General features: G+C 44.6%; 24 protein-coding genes. 12 read left to right on the forward strand and 12 right to left on the reverse strand.

Translation table 11 applies throughout. The features are described 5' to 3' along the window. Positions 1–5: 5 nt before the first annotated feature. The 5 genes from MVI27_RS06045 (at position 6) to MVI27_RS06065 (ending at position 4,945) form a co-directional block, all read left to right on the forward strand. Complete coding sequence (locus tag MVI27_RS06045) at positions 6–617, forward strand: L-threonylcarbamoyladenylate synthase (protein WP_246959913.1); 612 nt, start codon at positions 6–8, stop codon at positions 615–617. A gap of 21 nt (positions 618–638) precedes the next feature. Then, positions 639–1,397, forward strand: coding sequence for a peroxide stress protein YaaA (yaaA, locus tag MVI27_RS06050; RefSeq protein WP_246959914.1), 759 nt, complete (start codon positions 639–641; stop codon positions 1,395–1,397). 14 nt (positions 1,398–1,411) lie between these two features. After that, entirely contained in the window at positions 1,412–1,819 is a 408-nt protein-coding gene (locus MVI27_RS06055; RefSeq protein WP_246959915.1) for an acyl-CoA thioesterase, read from the forward strand. Further along, entirely contained in the window at positions 1,803–2,360 is a 558-nt protein-coding gene (locus MVI27_RS06060; protein ID WP_246959916.1) for a helix-turn-helix domain-containing protein, read from the forward strand. Before MVI27_RS06055 ends, MVI27_RS06060 begins: the two co-directional genes overlap by 17 nt. An 80-nt stretch (positions 2,361–2,440) precedes the next feature. Then, positions 2,441–4,945 (forward strand): copper-transporting P-type ATPase, encoded by a 2,505-nt coding sequence (locus MVI27_RS06065; protein WP_246959917.1) that lies wholly within the window; start codon positions 2,441–2,443, stop codon positions 4,943–4,945. Here MVI27_RS06065 and MVI27_RS06070 read toward each other — a convergent pair. The 5 genes from MVI27_RS06070 to queA form a co-directional block, all read right to left on the reverse strand. After that, positions 4,942–5,919: a polyprenyl synthetase family protein gene (locus MVI27_RS06070; RefSeq protein ID WP_246959918.1), complete on the reverse strand. Its 978-nt coding sequence runs from the start codon at positions 5,917–5,919 to the stop codon at positions 4,942–4,944. The genes MVI27_RS06065 and MVI27_RS06070 overlap by 4 nt on opposite strands. A gap of 62 nt (positions 5,920–5,981) precedes the next feature. Continuing rightward, complete coding sequence (locus tag MVI27_RS06075; RefSeq protein WP_246959919.1) at positions 5,982–6,845, reverse strand: hypothetical protein; 864 nt, start codon at positions 6,843–6,845, stop codon at positions 5,982–5,984. Continuing rightward, a complete protein-coding gene (locus MVI27_RS06080; protein ID WP_246959920.1) occupies positions 6,842–7,558 on the reverse strand; it encodes a YoaK family protein in 717 nt (238 codons plus the stop codon). The genes MVI27_RS06075 and MVI27_RS06080 overlap by 4 nt, the downstream gene beginning before the upstream one ends. Then, positions 7,558–8,586 carry a dual-specificity RNA methyltransferase RlmN gene (rlmN, locus tag MVI27_RS06085; protein ID WP_246959921.1) on the reverse strand — a complete coding sequence of 343 codons (1,029 nt, stop codon included), beginning with the start codon at positions 8,584–8,586 and terminating at the stop codon, positions 7,558–7,560. The genes MVI27_RS06080 and rlmN overlap by 1 nt, the downstream gene beginning before the upstream one ends. Before the next feature lie 91 nt (positions 8,587–8,677). Next, the gene (gene queA, locus MVI27_RS06090) at positions 8,678–9,727 is read right to left on the reverse strand and encodes a tRNA preQ1(34) S-adenosylmethionine ribosyltransferase-isomerase QueA (protein ID WP_246959922.1); all 1,050 of its coding nucleotides are present in this window, start codon (positions 9,725–9,727) and stop codon (positions 8,678–8,680) included. Between the two features lie 403 nt (positions 9,728–10,130). Here queA and MVI27_RS06095 point away from each other — a divergent pair, with 403 nt between their 5' ends. After that, complete coding sequence (locus MVI27_RS06095) at positions 10,131–10,700, forward strand: hypothetical protein (RefSeq protein WP_246959923.1); 570 nt, start codon at positions 10,131–10,133, stop codon at positions 10,698–10,700. A 46-nt stretch (positions 10,701–10,746) separates the two neighbouring features. Here the strand turns inward: MVI27_RS06095 and MVI27_RS06100 are convergent, their stop codons facing one another. The 4 genes from MVI27_RS06100 to MVI27_RS06115 are packed head-to-tail and all read right to left on the reverse strand — an operon-like array spanning position 10,747 to position 15,512. Then, a complete protein-coding gene (locus tag MVI27_RS06100) occupies positions 10,747–12,744 on the reverse strand; it encodes a S9 family peptidase (RefSeq protein WP_246959924.1) in 1,998 nt (665 codons plus the stop codon). A gap of 27 nt (positions 12,745–12,771) precedes the next feature. After that, positions 12,772–13,263: a PH domain-containing protein gene (locus MVI27_RS06105; protein ID WP_246959925.1), complete on the reverse strand. Its 492-nt coding sequence runs from the start codon at positions 13,261–13,263 to the stop codon at positions 12,772–12,774. 2 nt (positions 13,264–13,265) lie between these two features. Continuing rightward, positions 13,266–15,146 (reverse strand): M1 family metallopeptidase, encoded by a 1,881-nt coding sequence (locus MVI27_RS06110; protein WP_246959926.1) that lies wholly within the window; start codon positions 15,144–15,146, stop codon positions 13,266–13,268. Positions 15,147–15,173: 27 nt separating this feature from the next. Beyond that, positions 15,174–15,512 (reverse strand): phage holin family protein, encoded by a 339-nt coding sequence (locus MVI27_RS06115; RefSeq protein WP_246959927.1) that lies wholly within the window; start codon positions 15,510–15,512, stop codon positions 15,174–15,176. A gap of 127 nt (positions 15,513–15,639) precedes the next feature. Here MVI27_RS06115 and MVI27_RS06120 point away from each other — a divergent pair, with 127 nt between their 5' ends. The 5 genes from MVI27_RS06120 (at position 15,640) to MVI27_RS06140 (ending at position 19,856) form a co-directional block, all read left to right on the forward strand. Beyond that, positions 15,640–17,187, forward strand: coding sequence for a M20/M25/M40 family metallo-hydrolase (locus tag MVI27_RS06120; RefSeq protein ID WP_246959928.1), 1,548 nt, complete (start codon positions 15,640–15,642; stop codon positions 17,185–17,187). A 177-nt stretch (positions 17,188–17,364) separates the two neighbouring features. Next, the gene (locus MVI27_RS06125; protein ID WP_246959929.1) at positions 17,365–17,799 is read left to right on the forward strand and encodes a DUF6526 family protein; all 435 of its coding nucleotides are present in this window, start codon (positions 17,365–17,367) and stop codon (positions 17,797–17,799) included. Positions 17,800–17,844: 45 nt separating this feature from the next. Beyond that, positions 17,845–18,009 (forward strand): phosphatidate cytidylyltransferase, encoded by a 165-nt coding sequence (locus MVI27_RS06130; RefSeq protein WP_246959930.1) that lies wholly within the window; start codon positions 17,845–17,847, stop codon positions 18,007–18,009. Positions 18,010–18,012: 3 nt separating this feature from the next. Beyond that, positions 18,013–19,134, forward strand: a complete 1,122-nt coding sequence (locus tag MVI27_RS06135; RefSeq protein WP_246959931.1) for a DNA topoisomerase IB — start codon at positions 18,013–18,015, stop codon at positions 19,132–19,134. Next, positions 19,134–19,856, forward strand: a complete 723-nt coding sequence (locus MVI27_RS06140) for a DNA-formamidopyrimidine glycosylase family protein (RefSeq protein ID WP_246959932.1) — start codon at positions 19,134–19,136, stop codon at positions 19,854–19,856. Before MVI27_RS06135 ends, MVI27_RS06140 begins: the two co-directional genes overlap by 1 nt. On the opposite strand, the gene xth is transcribed toward MVI27_RS06140, so the two are convergent. From xth to MVI27_RS06155, 3 genes are all read right to left on the reverse strand, one after another. Further along, positions 19,857–20,624, reverse strand: coding sequence for an exodeoxyribonuclease III (gene xth / locus MVI27_RS06145; protein WP_246959933.1), 768 nt, complete (start codon positions 20,622–20,624; stop codon positions 19,857–19,859). A gap of 114 nt (positions 20,625–20,738) precedes the next feature. Beyond that, positions 20,739–21,071, reverse strand: coding sequence for a 2Fe-2S iron-sulfur cluster-binding protein (locus MVI27_RS06150; RefSeq protein WP_246959934.1), 333 nt, complete (start codon positions 21,069–21,071; stop codon positions 20,739–20,741). Positions 21,072–21,091: 20 nt separating this feature from the next. Then, positions 21,092–22,144, reverse strand: coding sequence for an NAD(P)/FAD-dependent oxidoreductase (locus MVI27_RS06155; RefSeq protein WP_246959935.1), 1,053 nt, complete (start codon positions 22,142–22,144; stop codon positions 21,092–21,094). A gap of 140 nt (positions 22,145–22,284) precedes the next feature. Here MVI27_RS06155 and MVI27_RS06160 point away from each other — a divergent pair, with 140 nt between their 5' ends. Then, a complete protein-coding gene (locus MVI27_RS06160; RefSeq protein WP_246959936.1) occupies positions 22,285–23,052 on the forward strand; it encodes a DUF3108 domain-containing protein in 768 nt (255 codons plus the stop codon). Positions 23,053–23,121 lie beyond the last annotated feature (69 nt).

Raw genomic sequence — 23,121 nt, forward strand, 5'->3', positions numbered from 1 at the left:
TGTGTATGGCCAAAATCATTAAAATTTACCCGGAAAATCCGCAGGAAAGCGCTATCAATGAAGTCGTTAAGACTTTAAATAACGGCGGCTTGATTATTTATCCGTCTGATACAGTGTATGCACTCGGCTGCAACATTTTCGATATCCGTGCGATGGAAAAACTCGCGCAGCTCAAAAAGGTGAAGCTGGAAAAAGCGCATTTCTCCATTATCTGCAACGACTTAAGCCATTTGTCGGAGTTTACACGGCCTGTGAATACGGCAGTTTTTCGCTATCTTAAAAATAATGTGCCCGGTCCGTTTACCTTTATTCTGGAAGCGAGCAAAAGTTTGCCGCTCGCCTATAAAGGCAAAAAAACCGTGGGAATCCGTGTTCCCGATCATCCCGTGCCGCATCTGATCGTGGAAAGACTGGGGCATCCGATCGCCTCAACTTCTATTAAGGATGATGATGAGGTGATTGAATATTCCACCGACCCGGAACTGATTGCCGAGAAATATGACCACTTGGTTGATATTGTTATTGATTCGGGCTATGGTGATAATGTAGCCTCCACGGTGGTGGACCTGACCAGCGGCGAACCGGAGATTCTGCGTCAGGGGAAAGGCCTTCTTTAAAAAAAAGCGATTTATACATTTATGAAGATATTAATCTCACCGGCGAAGCTAATGAACGTTCAGCCGGAAAAAGAAATTATTAACAGAACAACACCTCAGTTTTTAAAATATTCCAAACAGCTCCATGCAGCGCTGAAAAAGAAATCTCCCAGGGAACTGGCAGAAATGATGAAAATCTCCGCAAAGCTGGCAGATGAGAATTGGGAACGAAATCAAAAATGGACCGCGACACCAAACGCGACAGAATCAGCGCCAGCCTTGCAGGCTTTCACCGGTGAAGTGTACCGCGGCCTGGAGGCGTCCACACTCAGCGCAGCGGCGGTAAATTATTTACAACAGCATCTTCGGATTCTTTCCGGTCTTTACGGATTGCTGCGTCCTTCTGATGAAGTAATGCTGTATCGCCTGGAAATGGGCAAAAAACTGGAAGCTGCCGACGCGAAGAATCTTTATCAGTTCTGGGATAACAAGCTGACCAAAGCTTTACAAAAAGAACTGGCTGCTGATGACTTTGTTTTAAACCTGGCGAGCAATGAATACATTAAAGCCATTCAGCGCGACAAACTGAAATGTCCTGTGATCGATTTTGAGTTTTATAACTATAAAGGTGGAGAACTTAAAAATATCGTTGTGTACACCAAGCATGCCCGCGGAATGATGGTGCGCCACTGCGCGGAAAATAAGGTGCAAACCCTGGATGAGGTGAAACAGTTTCAGGCAGAAAATTATTTATTTGACGCAAAATTGTCCACTGACACGAAACTTGTTTTTGTCCGCTGATTAAATTTACAATTATGAACTACCACACCCGAAAATGGATTAAGCCGGAGGACCTGAATCCCAACCACACCTTATTTGGCGGCCGGCTGCTGCAGTGGATTGATGAAGAAGCGGCGCTGTACGCCATCGTCCAGCTGGAAACGCCGCGCTGCGTCACCAAATATATTTCTGAAATTAATTTTATCAGTTCGGCACGCCAGGGCGACATCATTGAAATAGGAATTGAAGCCATTGATTTTGGAAACACCTCGATTACCTTGCGGTGCGATGTCCGGAATAAAATGACCCACCAGACGATTATTACCATTGACAAAATCGTTTTTGTAGGTGTAGATATCGAAGGAAAACCGACCAGGCACGGAAAAACACAAATTGAATTTGTGAAAGACAGACTGCAGCAGCGCGATGAAAATTCACATTAAAAATATGGTGTGTGACCGCTGCCTTATGGCAGTTCGGCAGATTTTTGAAAAGGAAGCTGTGCAACTTCAGCATCTTGAACTGGGTCTTGCCGTTACGGCTTATCCTCTTACTCAATCAAATTGGAACGGGCTGGAGGCCGGTCTTCAAAGCCTCGGTTTCGAAATTTTGAAAGATGCCGGTACCATTCAGAATGAACAGGTCCGGAATCTTTTAATTAAAAAAATCAACACGTTGGATATCTCCGACGATTTCCGGATTTCCGAATATCTCACAGCAGAACTGCACAAAGATTTCTCCTCCGTTTCCCGACAGTTTTCTGCGCTTGAGAGCTGCACCATTGAAAAATTTTTCATCGCACAGAAGATTGAAAAGGTGAAAGAACTTTTGTCTTATGAAGTGCAGACTCTAAGCGAAATTGCAGCCCAGCTGGGCTATCGCACGGTTCAGCATTTATCCGCGCAGTTCCGCTCAGTCACCGGCTACTCTCCCACTGAGTTTAAAAAACGAAAATCCGAGCGCACTCCTATCAATTTGTTATAAGCGGAATTTTATAACAACCTTCTATTTAGATATAAGCGGCTTGATTTAATTTTAAGGAAATTTGTCTTAAAATTTATTTTATGTGCGCATCCGTTCACCCTAAAGATAAAATTTCTCCGAGCTCCGTTTATTATTGCCCAATGGAGTGCGAAGGCGAAAAAGTCTATTTTCAGCCCGGCAAGCGCTGCCCCGTTTGCAATATGTATTTGGTTCCCATCGAGGAGCGAGCCGATTACCAGCACAAGACGCAGGCTTTTTCAAAAACCAGTTTGCCCGCAACTTTTGCAGCGCACGAAGGCGATTATTTTTGCCCGATGTTTTGCGAAGGTGAAAAAACATATCCTGAAGACATTGGTTGTCCCGTCTGCCATATGCACCAGGAGCCGATCACTGCAGAATTGCTGAAGCAAGGTTTACCAACTGAAAAAGAAGAGCCCGAAAAGCCAGTGCTGAGCGAGAAAAATGCAGGCAAATATTATTGCCCCATGTTTTGCGAAGGTGATAAGCTGTATGACAGCAATGTAGGCTGTCCGGTCTGTGGAATGGACTTGGTTCGCATACCGGGAAACGATGGTGAAGCGGCGGAAGACGATACCTACCAAAAGCTGAAACGCAAGTTTGTCATAGCTTTAGTCTTCACGATTCCTGTTTTCATCCTATCGATGGGCGGCATGTGGTACGAGTTTCCGTTGCCGGCCAGCGTACTGCCCTATCTGGAACTGGCACTTTCGCTACCGGTGATATTTTACGCAGGCTGGTTTTTGCTGCAACGCGGCTGGACTTCCTTCCGTACCCGCAATCTTAATATGTTCTCCCTGATTGCTTTGGGTACGGCCGCAGCATTTGTATTCAGCCTGATCGCCATTGTTTTTCCTGATATTTTACCGCATGAAGTAAAGCATAATGGTGCTGTGCCGCTTTATTTTGAATCGGTCTGTGTTATTTTAACCCTTGTCATTATGGGTCAGATGCTGGAAGCGCGCGCCCACCAGAAAACCGGAAAGGCGATTGAGGAACTGATGAACCTTTCGCCGGCGGAAGCGAACCTGATTGAAGGCAGTTTGGAGAAGCGTGTTCCTTTGTCGGAAATTAAAAAAGGAAATTTCCTGCGCGTAAAACCAGGCGAAAAAATCCCGGTTGATGGTTCCATTACAGAAGGAAGTTCGTCTGTTGATGAAAGTATGATTACCGGAGAACCGGTGCCGGTTGAAAAAATAAAAGGTGTAACGGTAACCGCCGGAACGATTAACGGAAATGGCTCTTTCATTATGACCGCTGAAAAAGTAGGCGATGAAACCCTGTTGTCACACATAATCCGGATGGTGAACGAAGCCAGCCGCAGTAAGGCACCGATTCAAAAACTGGCGGATAAAATCTCTAAAATATTTGTGCCGGTGGTGATTGGAATATCGGTGCTTACCTTTATTTTATGGTATTTCCTGGCACCGGAAAATGCGCTGCTCTACGCTTTGGTAAACGCAGTGGCTGTTCTCATTGTAGCCTGTCCGTGTGCGCTTGGTTTAGCCACACCTATGTCATTGACGGTGGGGATTGCAAAAGGCGCGCAGAATGGCATTTTAATTAAGAATGCGCAGGCACTGGAACAAATGCGAAAAGTGAATGTGCTGATTACTGATAAAACAGGGACACTCACCGAAGGAAAGCCGGTACTCGACCATATTGAAAAATGGACTGACACACCAGAAAATGAAATATTACAGTTTGCAGCTTCCTTAAACCAAAATTCGGAACATCCGCTGGCGGCAGCCGTGCTGCAAAAATTTGCGGAACAGAATGCAGAATATTTGCCGGTAAACGGGTTTGAAAATATTTCAGGTAAAGGAATAAAAGCAACTATTAACAGCGAAAAAGTACTGCTCGGAAACGCAGGCTTACTGGCGCAGGAAAATATAATATTTGATTTAAAATCCTCGGAGAGTCCTCAGCAAAAGCAGGCATACACCCGCTCCTATCTTGCTATCGACGGAACAGTAGTCGGCGCTTTGGCATTTACCGACCGGATAAAAGAAAGCTCGGTTCGTGCTGTGAACTTTTTAAAGTCACAAAACATCGAAATAATTATGATGACAGGTGATAATGAAGAAACGGCACGCGCTGTGGCAACACAAACCGGAATTCAGGAATTTCATTCGAACAGCCTGCCCGAAGATAAACTGAAGTTTATCCAAAAGCTGCAGCAAGACGGGAAAGTAGTGGCCATGGCCGGCGACGGAATTAACGATGCACCCGCCCTGGCAAAAGCAGATGTGGGCATTGCTATGGGAACCGGCACCGATGTCGCGATGGAAAGTGCCGAGATCACTTTGGTGAAAGGCGATCTGCTCGGCATTGCCAAAGCCCGGATTCTCAGTTCTAAACTGCTGAAAAACATTAAGGAAAACCTGTTCTTTGCCTTTATTTACAACACGTTGGGCGTACCGATCGCAGCCGGAATTCTCTATCCGTTCTTCGGTTTATTGATGAGTCCGATGATTGCCGCGGCCGCCATGAGTTTCAGTTCCGTTTCGGTTATTCTGAATTCGCTCCGGCTGAACGGTGTTGACTTAAAAGTAAGCAAGGATTAGAACTTGCGTTCGATCACATAATCCAGCATCAGCTGTAAGGAAGTGCGCGCTTCAGACTCGGGGAAACCTGCCAGGATGTCGCGCGCTTTTTGCTGGAAATCTTCCATCACGGAAACGGCGTAATCCAGGCCGCCGGAGCTTTTCACAAACTCGATGAGTTCCTTGACCCGCTTTTTATCAGTGTTGTAGCGGCGAATGGTGTTCAGATAATACTTGCGATCTTGTTCCGAGGCATTGCGCAGCGAGTAAATCAGCGGCAGTGTCATTTTCTTTTCCTGGATATCGATACCGACCGGTTTACCGATGATATTTGAGGTCAGATAGTCGAATAAATCGTCTTTAATCTGGAAAGCCATGCCGGTGTAAGTGCCAAATTGCATCATCAGTGACGCTTTCTCTTCTTCCGCAGAGGCGGAAAGAACGCCAATTTCGCAGCACGCTGCAATCAGGGTTGCCGTTTTCTGACGGATGATTTCGTAATAGACTTCCTCTGTAATGTCGAGCTTGCGCGCTTTTTCAAGTTGCAGTAATTCCCCTTCCGACATTTCGCGAATCGTGCGCGAAATCACGGCCAGCATATCATATTCCTTGTGATCGGTAGAAAGCAAAACAGCTTTCGATAACAGATAATCACCGACGAGCACCGCAATTTTGTTTTTCCACAAAGCATTAATGGAGAAAAAGTTTCGGCGCTTAAAACTTTCATCCACCACATCATCATGCACCAGCGTAGCGGTATGAATCAGTTCGATCATCGAGGCGCCGCGAAAAGTTTTATCAGAAACTTCGCCCACCAGCTTCGCGCAAAGGAAAACGAACATAGGCCGCATCTGCTTGCCTTTGGTGGTCACAATAAAGCGCGTTACCTTATCCAGCAGCGGTACATTGCTTCGCATCGACTCATAAAACTTCTTTTCAAAAAGTTTCATTTCGTTGCTGATGGGTCTTTTGATTTCGGTAACTATATTGGCCACAAAACAGGAATAAGAATGGATAGCATAATAAGCCTACAAATATAAGATTTAATCGGGCAATTCTACGGTAGCGGCTGCACCTTCTCTGCCTGAATAAAATAAAAATAAGGCTTCACTTTGAAAATCGGAATATTAAGCTCTTCACCGGAAATGTAAATTCCCTTTTCGTTTACGGCAATTCCTTCAATTTGTCCGATGGTAAGGGAAGAACCCAGATAAAACTTCCGACCTTTTTCACCAAAGAAAACACCCGGCTCTGTTTCTTTGAAAATGCTCATGTACACGTCCGCTTTCCTGGTGTATCCCACCAGATACAAATAACCTTTATGATACGCAGCATCAGTTACTGCATAACCTAAGTGAACATATTCCGCTTTTTGTGCAGCCTGCTTCGCTTCACTTTCTGTTTTTAAAATATAATGTGTCGTTCCTTTGGAAAGCCATTCTTTGGTGAAAATGTGGAGGCTGCCGTTCAGGTGAATCATCGCTTCGGCATCAAAATCAGTGGCAAGCGGCGACGAAGTGAAATCTGATTGTTCAGGATAAAAATACGGTAACGCCACAGTTGCACTATCAGTCCATTTATAGACAGTTAAATCTTTCCGGTCACCATTGTTATTCCCGACATCGCCTATGAAAAAAGATATTCCATCCGAGGCTAAGGCTTCCCAGTCTTTATTCTGCAAACCGGTCGGGATGACATTTACAATGTGGCCGTCCATTACATCAATCTCGAAAAGGTCTGCTGTATTTCCGCTGTCGTTTAAAGTAAAAAGTTTACCATTACGAAACTCAAGCGCCGAAGTTTCTTTCAACGTCTTATTTAATTGAGCAATTCTGTATGGTTTTAATTTAAGCCATTCCAGCCTTTGGCCATACACCTGCCAACTGATCAGCACTATTAAAAGCGCAAGTATCTTCTTCATCGTTTTCTCAATTTTAAAATCAGCCGGATCCTGATATAGTCAAATAACAAGCCGCCCAGCAACAAAATGCTGCCGAGATACAATGCCTGAATTCCAACTCTTGTGTATAAAAGTGCGCCACAGATACCGCCGCTGAAAAACATCACGATAATGGTGAGCCGAAGTTTAATTGATTTCAGCAGTTTTTTTCTTCTTTCTGTTGTTTTATAAAAATATAACTGAGAAACTTCAATTCCCATATCAGTGAATAAGCCGGTGAGATGGGTGGTTCGCACAATCGCGCGCGATATGCTGGTCACCAGCGAGTTCTGCATTCCCATGGCAAACAAAAGCGTAGCGGCAATTAGTTCAGGCATGGCCGCTTTCAAAGCTGCTCCATAAAAACCAACCACAGCCAGGATCAGTGCTTCCAGTAACACGGGAAATACATACGTGTAACTGTCGCGGATTCGGGAAAGAGTTTCTACCATAAAGTTAGCCGCGAAAGCGCCAAAGAAAAAAGCAAAGACATACAAGGCAAGATGCACGGCCGCCGGGAAATTCAGCAGAAAAACTTCCTCTGTGAAAAAAGCGAAGTGACCCGTTACATTGGTCGTGAGGATGTGTACCGAGAAAAAACCGGCAACGTTTACCGAGCCGGCTACAAAGGAAAGTAAGGAGGCGAGTTTCAGGTTATGTGCCGGAGTCCGCGTGCGCCCTACGTGAGAAAACATTAGCTCTTATTGGCAAGCTGTCCGCAGGCTGCATCAATATCGCCACCGCGGCTGCGGCGTATCATTACTGTAATGCCCGCATTTTCCAGCTGACGCACATAGTTTTCCTCTGCCTGTTTATTGCATTGATCATATTTACCGTCGCCGATGGGATTGTACTGAATCAGGTTTACTTTTGACGGCACCTGGCGGCAGTATTTAATTAAAGCTTTGATGTCTTCATCCTGGTCATTTATTCCTTTCCAGACACAATACTCAAAAGTAACGGTATTGCCCGTAGCCTGATACCAATATTGCAAAGCATCCATAATATCCGTAAGCGGAAACTTATCCGAGAAGGGCATAATTTCATTTCGTTTATGCTCAATCGCGGAGTGCAGTGAAAGGGCCAGCTTGACGCGCAGGTTTTCGTCGGCAAGCATTTTAATCATTTTTGGGATGCCCGATGTGCTGACGGTAATGCGCCGCGGAGCCATTGCCAAACCTTCCGGCTCGGTAATTTTCTTAATCGCTTCCACCACGTTCTTATAATTCATCATCGGTTCGCCCATACCCATGAAAACGATATTGGACAGCGGTCGATCAAAATACATTTTGCTTTGCTGATCAATAAGCGCTACCTGATCCACGATCTCGGCAACTTCCAGGTTGCGCATTCTTTTAAGCCTCGCCGTTGCGCAGAATTCGCAGTTTAGCGAACATCCTACCTGAGATGAAACGCAGGCGGTTGTACGGGTTTCTGTAGGAATGAGTACGGATTCCACCAAAAGTCCGTCATGCAGCCGCACGCCATTTTTAATAGTTCCGTCGTTGGATTTTTGCAGCAGATCCACCGAAATCGGATTGATGGTATATTCCTGACTGATGCGGTCGCGCAGAGCTTTCGAAAGATTCGTCATCTCATCAATGGAGTGCAGGTTTTTGCTCCACAGCCAGTCATACACCTGTTTTGCGCGAAATGGCTTTTCACCCAGGGACACAAAATATTCCTGCAGTTGTTCCAGCGATAAAGTTCGGATATCTTTCACAGTAATTTAAAATTAAAAAAGATAAATTCCAGTATAACTTAAGTAAAAGCGAAACTGAAATTTATCTTTAGGATAAGTTTTAAGAATTCTCTTACAGAATCAGCATCGCATCTCCGTAAGAGTAAAATTTATATTTTTCTTTAACAGCTTCCTCATATGCGTGCATCAAAAAATCTTTGCCGGCAAAAGCAGCAATCATCATCATCAGCGTAGATTTTGGCGTGTGGAAATTGGTAATCATACAGTTCGCCACACCGAAATCATGCGGCGGGAAAATGAATTTATTGGTCCAGCCGTGGTAAGGTCCAATTTTCTTGTTGGATGAAACAGAAGTTTCCAGCGTTCGCATGGTGGTTGTACCTACCGCGCACACTCTTCTGCCCTCTTCCACAGCTTTGTTGATAATGTCCGCATTTTTCTGGTCAATAATGGCTTCTTCTGATTCCATTTTGTGCTTGGATAAATCCTCAACCTCGATCGGGTTAAAAGTTCCCAAGCCAACGTGCAGTGTAACCTCTGCGAAATCAATTCCTTTAATTTCCAGTCGCTTCATCAGGTGTTTGGAGAAGTGAAGTCCGGCGGTCGGCGCAGCTACGGCACCTTCGTGCTTGGCATAAATCGTTTGGTAACGCTCAGCATCTTCCGGTTCTACCTCTCTCTTAATATATTTTGGCAGCGGCGTTTCGCCCAGTTCTTTCAGTTTTGCGCGGAACTCTTCGTAAGAACCGTCATACAGGAAACGAAGCGTACGGCCGCGGGAAGTCGTGTTATCAATCACTTCTGCAACGAGTGCTTCATCTTCGGTGAAGAATAATTTATTCCCGATACGGATTTTACGCGCTGGATCTACCAACACATCCCATACTCGGGTTTCGCGGTCCAGCTCACGCAACAGGAAAACTTCGATTTTTGCGCCGGTTTTTTCTTTGTTACCGTACAAACGCGCCGGGAATACTTTGGTATTGTTGAAAATGAACAAGTCTTTTTCATCAAAGTAATCCACTACATCTTTGAATAGTTTATGTTCGATGGTCTGATCTTTCCGGTGCAAAACCATCAGCCTTGCCTCATCGCGGTGTTCCGCAGGATGCTCAGCTAAAAGTTCTTCGGGCAGATCAAAGTTAAAATCAGAAGTCTTCATTGTATTTTTTAAATTACGGTTTAAAAATAAGGAGCGAAAAAAGCAGTTTTTTTCGCGAGTGCAAATATACGGATTTTAAAAGCCTTTGTCAAGGCCCTTTGCAGGGACGCGATTTCGCCTGCCTCAGTTGTTTTAAAGACGTTTACTAAAAAAAAAAACGGTGTTAAAGTTTCATGCGCTAGCAGCGGTGATTTAGCGAGTCAAAAACGTACTGCTGTTATTTGGGCGACCGGACACCAGAAACAGAATCCAGAACTAAACTTTAAAGTCAGAAAAAATGATGGGCCGAAAACTGAAAATCCGTGACATCAAAAATTTGTTAGCAAACGTTAAAGCTTATTAATACTGGCTTTTTGGTACAAACTATGATAATTACAGGCAAATCTAAAAAAGCTTACCTATTATGAAAAAATTGATTTCGACAGCCTTGCTGGTCGGTGGTTTTGCCTTTTCTGCTGTAACACTTACCAGTTGCGACCGGATCGAGGAAGCCGTAGAGGATGTGGCGATACCGGTGCCGTTTGATATTCCTCTAAGTATCGAGCAAAAGATTCCGTTTGCCTCTGTGAAAACAGACTCCTATCTCGCCTACCCGGCAATTGACCTCGACATTGACCTTAATGCCAAGATCAAAGAAGAATATCCGAAGCTTTCTATCAATAACCTAAAATCCGCAAAACTCTCCAGCTTTAACATCGAATTAAAAGAATCACTTCTGGGTGGGGACTTAAGTGCTGTTCAAAATGCGCGCGTCTATATTAAAACACCGGACCTCGAAAAAATTCTTGTCGCCACCGCGGAAAATAATACGTTCGGAGACAAGATTGTTTTTACACCAACGGATGCTGAATTACTTCCTTATTTCCAAAGCACGAAAAACTCACTGATACTCGAAATTCAGGGACGCAAACTGACACTGGATGAGTTTACAATCAACATCAATCCAAGTTTTAAAATCTCGGTTGGATTTTAAATTAAACTATAAAAAAACGGCTTCCTAATTGAGAAGCCGTTTGTATTTATAATGTTTCTTTCAGCCATTCAAAGAATTCACGCTGCCAGACCAATCCGTTTTGCGGATTCAGGACCCAGTGATTTTCATTTGGGAAATACAGGAATTTAGATTTCAACCCCCGCAACTGCGCGGCTTGGAAAGCTTCCTGACCTTGTTCATAGGGTACGCGGTAATCGATCCCACCCTGAATTACCATAATCGGTGTGTTCCAGTTCTTCACGTAGTTTGACGGATTAAACTCGGTGTACGATTTTGGCAGTGGTTCATCATACGGCGATCCGCCCAGATCCCAGTTGGCGAAAAACAATTCTTCTGTGGTCAGATACCAGGATTTCATATCGAATAAACCGTCATGCGCAATAAAGGTTTTAAAACGATTTTCATGAATTCCAGCCAGCATAAATACGCTGTAACCACCGTAGCTTGCACCCACAGCACCTATCCGGTTGGCGTCCACAAAGGGAAGCGTGGCTGCAAAATCTGCAGCTGACAGGTAGTCCTTCATCACCTGTCCGCCCCAGTCTTTGGAGATTTGCTCATTCCAGGCAGTTCCCCAGCCCGGCATCCCGCGACGGTTCGGTGCTACGATAATATAATCGTTGGCCGCCATGAGCGAGAAATTCCAGCGCGTGCTGAAAAACTGGGTTAATCCTGATTGCGGACCACCCTGGCAGTACAGCAACGTTGGATATTTTTTAGCCGGATCGAAATTTGGAGGATAAATAAACCAGACACCCATTTCTTTACCGTCGGTGGTTTTCACCATTTTAAGTTCGGTTCGGGAAGGTTTCGTCTGTGCGTAAAAATCTTTGTTCACCTCTGTGAGCTGCGTCATGGTTCCTTTGCGGGTGTTTACCATAAATAAATCCGCATTATGGTTCATATCGGTGCGCGAAACCAGCACTGCATTTTTAGCATCAGCAAAAATGTCGTTTATATCAAAATTTCCGGCGGTCACCTGCTTTACGGCAGCTGATTTTGGATCTAGAGAGAACAGCTGTTTTGTGCCACGGTAGGCCGTGGTGAAATAGATCATTTTGCTGTCCTGTGACCATTTTACGGCGCCGGCCACAGTTTCATCCCAGCCCTGTGTCAGGTTGCGCACGGCACCTGTTTTCCAATCCATGATTTTAATATCATTCTTATCGGCTTCGTAGCCGTTTCTCGCCATGGAGGTCCAGGTCAGATATTTGCCGTCCGGGGAAAACACCGGCTGGGTGTCATACCCTTTATTGCTTTCCGTCAGGTTGCGGGTATTGCCGGTGGTAAGGTCGTACGCGAAAACATCGGTATTGGTAGACGTGGCGTACTCCTTACCACTCAAAGGCTTTGTTACATACAGCAATTGCGCGGAATCCGGTGTCCATACAAAATCTTCGCTTCCGCCAAACGGGCGCTGCGGTGAATCCCACGGTTTGCCTTCCAGTAAATCTTTCGCATTGCCGACGGGTTGGCCGACACTCACGACAAAGACGTGATTGTACTTTCCTTCATTGAAATAATCCCAATGGCGGTGATTCAGGTCTGTGTAAATATGTCCGGTGGATTTCGGCGTGTCGGTGTATTTATCTTTTGCCATCACTTTTTCAACCAGGACTTCTTTGCTGAAAGCAATTTTTTGCCCATCGGGGGAAATCACAATATTATCAGCGTCTCCTATGTTATAAAATTCCGTCCAGGATTTTCCGGCATCCGTGGATTTATACAGCATCTCGCCCTCTTTGGCATATAAACCGTTTTTATCCCACTGCACCAGCGATTTTTTACCGAAATCCACCGCTGTACTTACAGAATTTTTAAGATTAAGAAAATAGGATTTCTTATTATTTTTTTCGGTGTTTAAATCGGTTTGCGCAATGGTGTACAGCAACGCATGCTGATCCGGTGAAACGGCTGAAACACTCAACCGGTTCATGGTCCATAATTTCTCGGGCGTCATCACATCTTGCGCGTTCATCAAAAAGGGTGCGGCCAAAGCCACGAGGGTATTTTTTATTTTCATTAAAAAAACTTTTTACAAATATAATTATTAAGAAACGCTTAATTTACTTTGGACAACTGACTTCAACTCTTTGATAAACTGTGCGGGTTCCTCAGGGCTGATCATGAATACTTTTCCATTTTTTAATTTTATTCCTACCTTTTTCTTTTGGTTGGTAACCCACCATTTTTCGTTACCGTTGAAAAGGCCGTAATAACCAAATAAGCCACCCACTCCCAGTGTGCGGAAATGCGGTAAGGTTTCCGCGCGACAAACATTTTCTATATCGCGAAGCATCAGACTTTTTTCCCGACGCAGATTTTTTATTATCAGTTTATTGTCTTGGATAATAAAAACAGAGGGCTTCGAAATGTAGGCTATTACAACAATACCTATTAAAATGACAGAAATAAAACTTTTGTTAAACGGAGAAGCCTCTGAAAGGTTAATTGAAATAATGATCAAAGCTAAAAGAATGAGTATCGCAAGGGTAATAACTTTTACGCCTTTGTCAGCGGCAGCAGGACGAAATGTAGCCATATTTATAGTTGTAACAAATTATTTTCAGGGGTGTAATCGAAGAAAATTCCGTTGTCTATCTTCACCGCTTTCACCTTTTTATCAGTGGAATATTCGCCACTGAAATACTGTTGCGTTTCCCAGACACCGGGCGTGAATTTTTGCTGTGAAGACGTGCCGTCTGTATATTCATAAATGACCGTAAAAGGAATAGCAAATCCACCCGCATTTCGCACCGTGAATTTTACGAGATTATTTTCCTGTACCGCGGAGGTTAATTTTAAATCAATATAATGGGTACTGAAGAACCAGTTTTTCCAGAACCAATTGAGGTTCTGCCCGCTGCCGGTATTAAAACTGTAGAAGAAATCCCAGGGCGTCGGATGTTTGCCCGCCCAGGTATTCATGTAATAATGCAAGGTTTGCTTAAATTTCTGATCGCCCAGCAGGTGTTTCAGTGCCAGATAAGCAAATGCCGGTTTAATATACGCATTGCTGCTGTAGCCCATCCCCGTGAGCTGGCTGCTCATGGAAATTAGCGGCTGGTCCTGCTCGGCAGAAGGGTCATAAATATATTTCTTTACACGGAAATCTGTGAACGCTTTATCGTTAAATTCCTTTCCGTTCTCCGCTTCACCGATCAGATATTCAAATGCTGTCACCCAGCCCTCGTCCATAAAAGCATACCGGCTTTCATTGGTTCCCATCATAAACGGAAAGTAGGTATGCGCGATTTCATGATCTACGGTTTGGCGCGCGTCGGCAAAATCATCCGGCACCGAGGTGTCATTAATCATCATCGGATATTCCATATCGGCAAAACCCTGGAAACCGGTCATTGTGGGATACGGATATTCAATTCCCGGCCAGTTCTCCGAAAACCATTTGATGCTGTACTGCTCCCACTCCACATATTTTTCAAAGTCGGGCGTACCGGCTTTGTACGTGGACTGCGTGCTCACCCGCTTGGAAGCCAGCTGTACACTGGCAGCATCCCAGATATAGGAAGAGCTGACCGCAAAGGTAAAATCAGGGACATTTTGGGCCGTAAATTTCCAGGTATTGCGGGCGTTTTGCTTGGTAACGCGCTTCGCCTTCATGTCCGCTGCAGTTGCCACATGAATTACCTCGTCAGAATTTAATGACTTTTCGAAACGCTGCGCAATTGCCGGCTGCAATACTTCATTCGGATTTTGGAAAATCCCGGTCGCATACACCACAAAGTTTTTCGGGGCGGTGATCGCAACTTCATAATTATTAAAATTATTATAGAATTCTCCTCTGCCCATATGCGGGAGTTTATCCCAGCCGTTATAATCATCGTACACCGAAATGCGCGGATAGGCATAGGCACAGAAGAAGGTGGTCTCATCAATCTGTCCTTCGCGGCCACTTTGTTTTGACAAAGGGTAAGACCATTCCATTTCTATTTTATGGGTAGCGCCTGCGGCCAACGGCTGGTCAAGTTTTACTTCGTGAAATGTTTCCCAGTCCGCCGAATTAACCTTGTAGGTTTTGCCGTTAATTTTCAGTAATTTCAAATTCAGTCCGGCACTCAGAAAATCGGTTGCTGCTTTTGCATTTCGGGGAGAAGTGGGCTTATGCAGATTGTTTACAAAACGGATAACAAGTGTTTTCAGATCATCCGGCGAATTGTTGGAATACATAATGGTTTCCTTTCCGGAGATGGTTTTTGTGCGCACATCTACATTAAAATGAATAGTATAATCACCACCGTTTTGCCAATAGTGCGCACCGGGCTTTCCGTCGATCGAGCGGGTTTGCTGATTATATGCCTTTGCAATATTGCGGGGCATCCATAATTCCTGTGCCTGAACGGTTGCCGACGAAACTAAAAATACGGCCGCGACACAGGCTTTTAAAGAAACTGAAGAAAAAGTCATTGGTGAAAGTTAAAAGAATTTATAAAGTTACCGGGTAAAAATACCTGAAACAAGTGAACTGATGAAAGACAAAGCGATACTGAAGATGAACGCCCAGCCGAAATTATCGATGGTCATACCACTCACGAAATTAGCCGCCAGCAGCACGACGACGGCATTAATAACCAGGGAAAAAAGGCCCAGTGTGATAATCGTCAGCGGCAATCCCAGTAACTTAAGGATCGGGGTTACGATCAGATTTAATATTCCCAGAATAAGCGCGAAAACAAGGGCCGTTCCAAAACTGTCCATATGCACACCGGAAAGAATATAGGTGAGTGCGAAGGCAACTACGGCAGTAACCAACAAGCGGATAATTAAATTCATAATTCTATTTTTTTGTTAAAAGTAATAAATATTCAGGAAGAAGGACTGCTTTTGCTTAGTAATAATGCAGGTTCCACCCTCTGTTTAGCGATAATTTTATTATCTTCATCGCCAAAATTTTTAGTCAATGAAAAACTATGCTAAACTCTGGATGGTTTCCACCGTTCTTGCAGTCAGCGTGCAGGCGCAGACTCAGGATCAAATGGTGAAAAACATTATGAATGAAACGTACCAGAACTCCCAACTCGAAACACTTGCTTATGAATTGATGGACGGCATCGGGCCGCGCCTGGTGGGCAGTCCCAAAATGCAGCAGGCACATGACTGGGCCGTACAGCGTTTCCAGAATTGGGGAATCAGTGCACAAAATGAAAAATGGGGTGAATGGAAAGCTTGGGAACGGGGAACTTCATCCGTAGAAATGGTACAGCCTTATGCCAAATCCATCGAAGGGATGCAGCTGGCCTGGAGTCCGTCCACACCTTCGCGCGGTATTACCGCAGACGTGGTGATGCTGCCGATGTTTACCTCCAAAGAAGATTTTCAAAAGTGGCTGCCTTCCGTCAAAGGAAAGCTGGTAATGGTTTCGCAGTACATGCCAAACGGCCGGCCGGATTACAACTGGAAAGAGTTTGCCACGCCGGAGTCTTACGAAAAGATGAAAAAAGAAGCGCAGGAGCAGGCAGAAAACTGGCGTAAATCCATTGCTGCTACGGGCGAGAACTCCAGAACACTTAATACAACTCTGGAAACTGCTGGCGCGGCGGGCATTCTGTCTTCTTACTGGTCACGCGGGTTCGGTGTAAATAAAATATTCGGTGCCAACACAAAAAAGATTCCGGTGTTTGATATTGCACTGGAAGATTACGGACAACTGTACCGCATGATCCAGCACGGCACCACGCCGAAACTCAAACTGCAGGCAAACAGCAAAGACCGGGGCACGGCACCGACTTTCAATACAGTAGCAACCATTAAAGGTTCTGAAAAACCAGATGAATACGTAATCCTTTCTGCCCACCTGGATTCGTGGGACGGCGGCACCGGTGCCACTGATAACGGCACCGGCAGCATCACGATGATGGAAGTAGCGCGTATTCTGAAAAAATATTACCCAAATCCAAAACGCACGATTGTAGTTGGACTTTGGGGCAGCGAAGAACAGGGGCTGAATGGTTCCCGGGGTTACGTTTCTGCACACAAGGCAGAGATGCCAAACGTACAGGCTGTTTTCAATCAGGACAACGGAACAGGACGCATCGCGAATATTAGCGGTCAGGGATTCCTGCATTCTTACAATTACCTGGGCAGATGGCTGCGCGCGGTACCACGTGAATTAACGAAAGACATTGAGTATTCCTTCCCTGGCTTCCCCGGCGGCGGCGGGTCTGACCACGCGTCCTTTGTGGCAGCAGGTGTGCCGGCGTTTATGCTGAGTTCTTTGAACTGGAGCTATGGCACGTACACCTGGCATACCAACCGTGACACCTACGATAAAATTGTTTTTGATGATGTAAAAAGCAACGTAGCCACCATCGCGATTTTAGCCTATATGGCCAGCGAAGATCCTGAGAAAGCATCTGCAGAGAAAATTGCAATGCCAATGGACAACAGCGGTTCGCCGCTGAAATGGCCGGAAGTGAAAGAGCCTACTCGCAGAGGCGGTTTCGATTAAACCGGGATTTTTTTCGGGTATATAAACGGTACAAGTAATGCTCCGGCGGCGCTTGTACCGTTTTTTTATGCACATCAATAAGCTGAAACACAATCCGTATTTGGACTGTACGTTTTGGAAAAGGAATTTTTTATATCTGTTCTGAAATTTTGGTTGATAATTTGCAAGCTACCGAGTATGGAACAAAACTACAGTAACCACAAAAAATTTTACGCGCCGCACCATTTCATTTTTTTGCCTTTACTGATGGTGTTGCTCGTTTTTGGAATATGGAAAGCGATTACGGTTCAAAGATCGCAACTCACGTGGATTCTTTTTGCCACGGCTGTTTTTTTAATCCTGTATTTAGCTTTGATGGTTCGCCAGCATTACGCCCTTGGAAACCAAAACAGAATTGTACGGCTGGAATTTAAGCAGCGTTATTTCGAGCTTAGCGGCAAACGTTCTGATCAGGTCGAAAACAAGTTAACATTTGACCAGATTGCAGCACTGCGATTTGCCTATGACGACGAATTCCTGCAGTTGCTGGAGCGCACCTTGGAGGAAAATTTAAGCGGTGATGCTATTAAGAAAGCCATTACCAAATGGCGGCCGGACCATCATCGTGTCTAGATAATAAACACGTCAAATCATTTATAAACATTAAAAAAGAAAATTATGAAAAAGTACACATTTTTAACTTTAGCTGTGTTTGCGCTGTTGACCCTCACCGGCTGCGATGCCATCGGTACAATTTTTAAAGCCGGTATGTGGTGGGCGTTCTTCCTGGTTGGCGCCGTTATCGCGCTTATTATCTGGTTGTTTACACGCGGTAAATCTTAAGCGATGCAGGCCACAGAACCAAGCATTGAACTGGTTTCCAAAATCAGTGCTTCCCGGATCGTGAAAATTATGAAAGATCCGGTAAAATCAGCGCGTGCTGTGAAACTGATCTACAGTAGCGACAGCGAAACCGAAGGTTTTACCAGGAAAAAATTCGGGAAGGGATTTGCTTATTATCTGAATGGCAAGAAAATCACAGATGCCGACGAACTGGCCAGAATTAAACAGCTGGCCATTCCGCCTGCGTGGAAAGATGTCTGGATTTGTGCCGCACATAACGGCCACCTTCAGGCTACGGGAATTGATGCGCGCAACCGCAAACAATACCGATATCATTCTGTATGGAACGCGCTGCGAAATCATACCAAATTTTACCGCATGCTGCAATTCGGCGAAGTGTTACCGAAAATACGATTACGGCTCGAGCAGGATCTGGCACACAGAAAACTGGACAAAACAAAAGTTCTGGCGCTCGTCGTTAGTTTGATGGAGCGCACGAACATCCGAATCGGTAATAATATTTATGAAAAAATGTACGGCTCCTTCGGACTAACTACTTTAAAGGATAAGCATGTTGAAATTAAAGGCCAGAAAATAAGATTCAGCTTTAAAGGCAAAAAAGGAATTTATCATGACATTGATCTGAAAAATAGAAAACTGGCAAAAGCCGTTAAAAATTGCCGCGATATTCCAGGTAAGGAATTGTTTCAGTTTTATGATGAAGAAGGAAAACGCCACGCAATAGAAAGCGGGATGGTGAATGATTATATAAAAGAAATTAGCGGCGAAGATTTCACGGCCAAAGATTTTCGGACGTGGTCCGGCACGGTGAACGCGCTGATTGCCATAAAACATATTGAGGAAGAAGCTGAACCGGTAGAAAAGAAAACATTAAAACAGAAAATTAAACAGGCGGTGGAACTGGTCGCCTGCGAACTGGGAAACACCACCACCGTTTGCCGGAAATACTATATCCATCCCCTGCTCATTAACCTATATGAAAATGAGGCAATTGATTCCTACCTGAAAGAACTGGATCAAATCGAGGAAAACGATGGCCAAGCGGGCCTGACTGCCGAAGAAAAAGTTGTTATGAAAATTTTGAAAAATGAAAAACCGCTCTGATGCCTGAAGGTCCCACGCTGGTTGCTATCAAAAAACAGTTAAAACGCTTCGAGGGTAAAATCGTCACAGATAGTGGCGGTTATAACAATGAATATGGCGCGCAGATCTCGGGGCAAAAGCTTAACCGTATTACAACTTTTGGAAAGTACCTTCTCCTGTACTTTGATGACTGTATCATCACCGTTCACTTTGGCTTATTTGGCAGTTTCCTGATCAATGACCGTAAAAAAGTAAATGCCAGTTTCTTTCTTGTCTTTGAAGAAGATTTTATTAATTTTTACATTGTTAAAGTAAAACAGTTACCGCCCGATTTTGATTTTGATTGGAAACTTGATCCGTTTTCTCCCGAGTACGACTTGAACGCAACCAAGAAATTACTGCTTGAGAAATTTTCGGAAAACCAGGTGGGCGACATTCTGCTGGAGCAAGCGGTGTTCCCGGGTCTGGGAAATATCATCAGAAACGAAGTTTTATTCCTGAGCAAAATTCACCCCGAAAGTATTGTTTCGAAAATTCCGGCTAAAAAGCTGAAAGAATTGCTTCTTACCATTCAGGAGTTTTCTGTTGCTTCGGTAGAATTAATCGAACAAAAAATATGGAAATCAACCGCCTCTGTTTATAAGAAACAGCAATGCAATGGACAGCCAGTCTCGCAGGTTGTTTCCCCAAAGATTAAAAGGAAGACGTATATCGTCGAAGGCCTGCAAAAAGTTTATCAGTAATTATTTCAGCGTAATCCACGTGGGCACATGATCGCTCGTTTTTTCCCAGCCGCGCACTTCCTTATCAACGCCACCCGACGTTAGCCTCTCCGCCAGCTCAGACGTTAGCAGGAAATGGTCAATCCGCATGCCTGCATCTCTTTCATATGCTTTGCGGAAATAGTCATAAAAGGTGTATATTTTCGTGTCGGGATGCAGTTTTCGTAGTGCATCCATCCAGCCCTGTTGTAGGATTTCCTGGAAAACAGCCCGCACCTCAGGAACAAACAAAGCATCTTTTTCGTATTTCACTGGTTTGTACACATCAGCGGGTGTCGGGATGATATTAAAATCTCCTGTAATAATTACCTTTTTACCCGAAGTAATCAGCATTTCCGTATGCGCCGCAAAACGCTGCAGCCAGTTGAGTTTATAGTCGAACTTGGGCCCGGGTGTCGGATTTCCGTTGGGTACATAGATGCAAACAACCGTCATTCCCGGATACTCCACTTCCAGGAATCGGCTGGCCTCATCTGTATCATCACCCGGCAGGGCCGTGCGTATAACTTTTGATTTTTCTTTAGATAAAATTGCGACGCCATTCCAGCTTTTTTGGCCCATCCACTGTGCATGGTATCCGGCATTGAGCAATTCCTCTTCAGGAAATCTGTCCTGTGGTGCTTTTAATTCCTGAAGACACGCAATATCTGGCTTACTTTTTTCAAGCCATTGCAGCAAGACCGGCAGGCGGCTGCCGATTCCGTTTACATTGTAGGTAGCAATTTTCATAGAAATATTATTTCGCAATACTTCAACAAATTGCACGCCTTTAGACAGTCAGATGAGATATAAAAAAATCCTTCCCCAAAAAGAGAAAGGATTCATAACTGAAAATTATTAAAATCACGGATAAGGAGCAATCTCTACTTCCAGGCCGTGGATTTCCGGAGTAATGTGGATCTGGCAGCCCAGGCGGCTGTTATCCTGTACATACAGTGCTTCGCCCAGCATCGCATCTTCTTCATCACCCATCTCTTCAAGCAACTCTGCACCGGACTTCACATAAACCTGACACGACGCGCACATGGCCATCCCGCCGCAAACGCCAATGGTTCCTTCCTCAGCTAATTCGTAGGAACGAATCACTTCCATCAGGTTCATCGACATATCCGTCGGTGCCATTACTTCATGAACCTCACCCTGGCGGTCGGTTATTTTTAACTGAATATCCTGCATGTATTTCTTTATTAAATTTCTTAATCAATCTTTTTCACCACTGCTTTTTCGGCTTCTTTACGGCTGCCGTCGAAACCATCAATGCCGCTCACGGTGGTATATTTAAGCACAAACTTTTTACCCGGGTTCAGCATATTGTATACGCTCTGGCACATCAGCGTTGCTTCGTGGAAACCACACAGAATCAGCTTGAGTTTTCCCGGATAGGTATTCACATCACCAATAGCATATACACCCGGAATATTGGTTTGATAATCCAGTGCATTATTAACAACGATGGCATTTTTTTCAATTTCCAGGCCCCAGTTCGCAATATCGCCCAGCTTTGGTGTCAGTCCGAAGAGCGGAATCAGATAATCTGTTTCCAGTTCGGTCACTTCGCCCTCTCGCTCCACGGTAATGGCTTCCAAATGAGATTCGCCTTTCAGGCCGGTTACTTCGGCCGGTGTCATTAATTTAATTTTTCCCTGATCTTTTAGTTGCTGAACTTTCTCAACAGAATCCAGTGCGCCCCGGAACTCATTTCTTCGGTGGATCAGCGTTACTTCACTTGCTACATTCGCCAGGAAAATAGACCAGTCCAGTGCAGAGTCACCCCCGCCGGCTATCACGACACGCTTTCCGCGGAAATGTTCAGGATCTTTTACAAAATATTCTACACCATTTTCCTCATATTTTTCCAGATTTTCCAGCTGCGGTTTTCTCGGTTCGAAGGTTCCGAGGCCGCCGGCAATAGCTACTGCTTTCGCATGATGCACTGTACCTTTGTTAGTCACTACTTCAAACGTGCCGTCTTCCAGTTTAGTTAAAGTCTGGGCGGTTTCTCCCAAGGTGAAACCGGGCTGGAACTGCTTAATCTGTTCCATCAGGTTGTCAACCAGATCGCCGGCATTGATAGAAGGAAAACCAGGAATATCGAAAATAGGCTTTTTAGGATAAAGTTCTGTTAACTGTCCACCAGGCTGTGGCAAAGCATCGATCAGATGGCACTTCAGCTTAAGTAAACCTGCTTCAAAAACAGCAAAAAGGCCGGTAGGCCCGGCACCTATTATCAATATATCGGTTGTAATCATCTATTCTTTGTTTTGATTTAAGATTTTCAAATTTACGAAATATTAAAAGAAATTAGACTCAACATGATTATTCTCATCTGAGCCCTGCTGCCAAAATGATGCATTTTTCAGTATGGCAGATATTTTGCAAATTTACGGCTATGAAAAAGATTTTATTCCTCTGTAGCCTTGTGTTGATGGTACTCTCACCGGCGCAGAAGCTCTCTGATATTCAATCCGGAGAAGTTCTCCGTTACCGAATTCATTATGGCGTTTTAACAGCCGGTAATGCCACACTCACTACCCTAAAAACAAACTACCGTGGACAGCCGCATCTATATGTGAAAGGATATGGACGAACTACCGGTGCGGTGCGTGCGTTTTTTAAAGTAGAAGATTTATACGAAAGCTATATTAACTACAATACCGGCCTGCCAAGTTATTATGTGCGCAACGTGCAGGAAGGAACTTATACTCAGCATTTCCAGACCACTTTTAATCATAACAATAACACCCTTTCCTTAACTGACAAGGAGAAGAATACCGTGCGCACGCTTCCCTCGGTGAAAGGAATGCAGGATATGCTGTCGGCTTTCTATTTTTTGCGAACGATGAGCAATCAGGAACTGCGGCCCGGCAGTACCCACCGACTGAGCGTTTGGATTGACGATGAAATGTTTCCGTTTCAGCTGCGCGTGACCGGTACCGAAAATGTGAAAACCAAGTACGGTTACATCAATTGCTTAAAGATAGTTCCGCAGGTCATCAGCGGCCGTGTTTTCAAAGACAAGGAAGGGGTGACACTTTGGGTGAGTAATGATGCCAATCATATTCCGGTTTCTATTAAAGCAGAATTGGCCGTGGGAAGTTTGAAGGCCGATCTGGATGGATACAGCAATGTGAAGTATCCACTGAGATTTACGAAATAGCTTTAGATCTTAAACATAAAAAGCCGTTTTATCTGTTGACGAAACGGCTTTGTTTTTTCTAAAATGATC

It is taken from the genome of Chryseobacterium salipaludis, from assembly GCF_022968825.1.
Taxonomy (GTDB): Bacteria; Bacteroidota; Bacteroidia; order Flavobacteriales; family Weeksellaceae; genus Kaistella; species Kaistella salipaludis.

Excerpts from the sequence above, each read along its gene's own strand:
- MVI27_RS06045 (WP_246959913.1), top strand. The coding sequence starts at position 6 with ATGGCCAAAATCATTAAAATTTACCCGGAAAATCCGCAGGAAAGCGCT.
- yaaA (WP_246959914.1), top strand. The coding sequence starts at position 639 with ATGAAGATATTAATCTCACCGGCGAAGCTAATGAACGTTCAGCCGGAA.
- MVI27_RS06055 (WP_246959915.1), top strand. The coding sequence starts at position 1,412 with ATGAACTACCACACCCGAAAATGGATTAAGCCGGAGGACCTGAATCCC.
- MVI27_RS06060 (WP_246959916.1), top strand. The coding sequence starts at position 1,803 with ATGAAAATTCACATTAAAAATATGGTGTGTGACCGCTGCCTTATGGCA.
- MVI27_RS06065 (WP_246959917.1), top strand. The coding sequence starts at position 2,441 with ATGTGCGCATCCGTTCACCCTAAAGATAAAATTTCTCCGAGCTCCGTT.
- MVI27_RS06075 (WP_246959919.1), bottom strand. The coding sequence starts at position 6,845 with ATGAAGAAGATACTTGCGCTTTTAATAGTGCTGATCAGTTGGCAGGTG.
- MVI27_RS06080 (WP_246959920.1), bottom strand. The coding sequence starts at position 7,558 with ATGTTTTCTCACGTAGGGCGCACGCGGACTCCGGCACATAACCTGAAA.
- queA (WP_246959922.1), bottom strand. The coding sequence starts at position 9,727 with ATGAAGACTTCTGATTTTAACTTTGATCTGCCCGAAGAACTTTTAGCT.
- MVI27_RS06095 (WP_246959923.1), top strand. The coding sequence starts at position 10,131 with ATGAAAAAATTGATTTCGACAGCCTTGCTGGTCGGTGGTTTTGCCTTT.
- MVI27_RS06100 (WP_246959924.1), bottom strand. The coding sequence starts at position 12,744 with ATGAAAATAAAAAATACCCTCGTGGCTTTGGCCGCACCCTTTTTGATG.
- MVI27_RS06105 (WP_246959925.1), bottom strand. The coding sequence starts at position 13,263 with ATGGCTACATTTCGTCCTGCTGCCGCTGACAAAGGCGTAAAAGTTATT.
- MVI27_RS06110 (WP_246959926.1), bottom strand. The coding sequence starts at position 15,146 with ATGACTTTTTCTTCAGTTTCTTTAAAAGCCTGTGTCGCGGCCGTATTT.
- MVI27_RS06115 (WP_246959927.1), bottom strand. The coding sequence starts at position 15,512 with ATGAATTTAATTATCCGCTTGTTGGTTACTGCCGTAGTTGCCTTCGCA.
- MVI27_RS06120 (WP_246959928.1), top strand. The coding sequence starts at position 15,640 with ATGAAAAACTATGCTAAACTCTGGATGGTTTCCACCGTTCTTGCAGTC.
- MVI27_RS06125 (WP_246959929.1), top strand. The coding sequence starts at position 17,365 with ATGGAACAAAACTACAGTAACCACAAAAAATTTTACGCGCCGCACCAT.
- MVI27_RS06130 (WP_246959930.1), top strand. The coding sequence starts at position 17,845 with ATGAAAAAGTACACATTTTTAACTTTAGCTGTGTTTGCGCTGTTGACC.
- MVI27_RS06135 (WP_246959931.1), top strand. The coding sequence starts at position 18,013 with ATGCAGGCCACAGAACCAAGCATTGAACTGGTTTCCAAAATCAGTGCT.
- MVI27_RS06140 (WP_246959932.1), top strand. The coding sequence starts at position 19,134 with ATGCCTGAAGGTCCCACGCTGGTTGCTATCAAAAAACAGTTAAAACGC.
- xth (WP_246959933.1), bottom strand. The coding sequence starts at position 20,624 with ATGAAAATTGCTACCTACAATGTAAACGGAATCGGCAGCCGCCTGCCG.
- MVI27_RS06150 (WP_246959934.1), bottom strand. The coding sequence starts at position 21,071 with ATGCAGGATATTCAGTTAAAAATAACCGACCGCCAGGGTGAGGTTCAT.
- MVI27_RS06155 (WP_246959935.1), bottom strand. The coding sequence starts at position 22,144 with ATGATTACAACCGATATATTGATAATAGGTGCCGGGCCTACCGGCCTT.
- MVI27_RS06160 (WP_246959936.1), top strand. The coding sequence starts at position 22,285 with ATGAAAAAGATTTTATTCCTCTGTAGCCTTGTGTTGATGGTACTCTCA.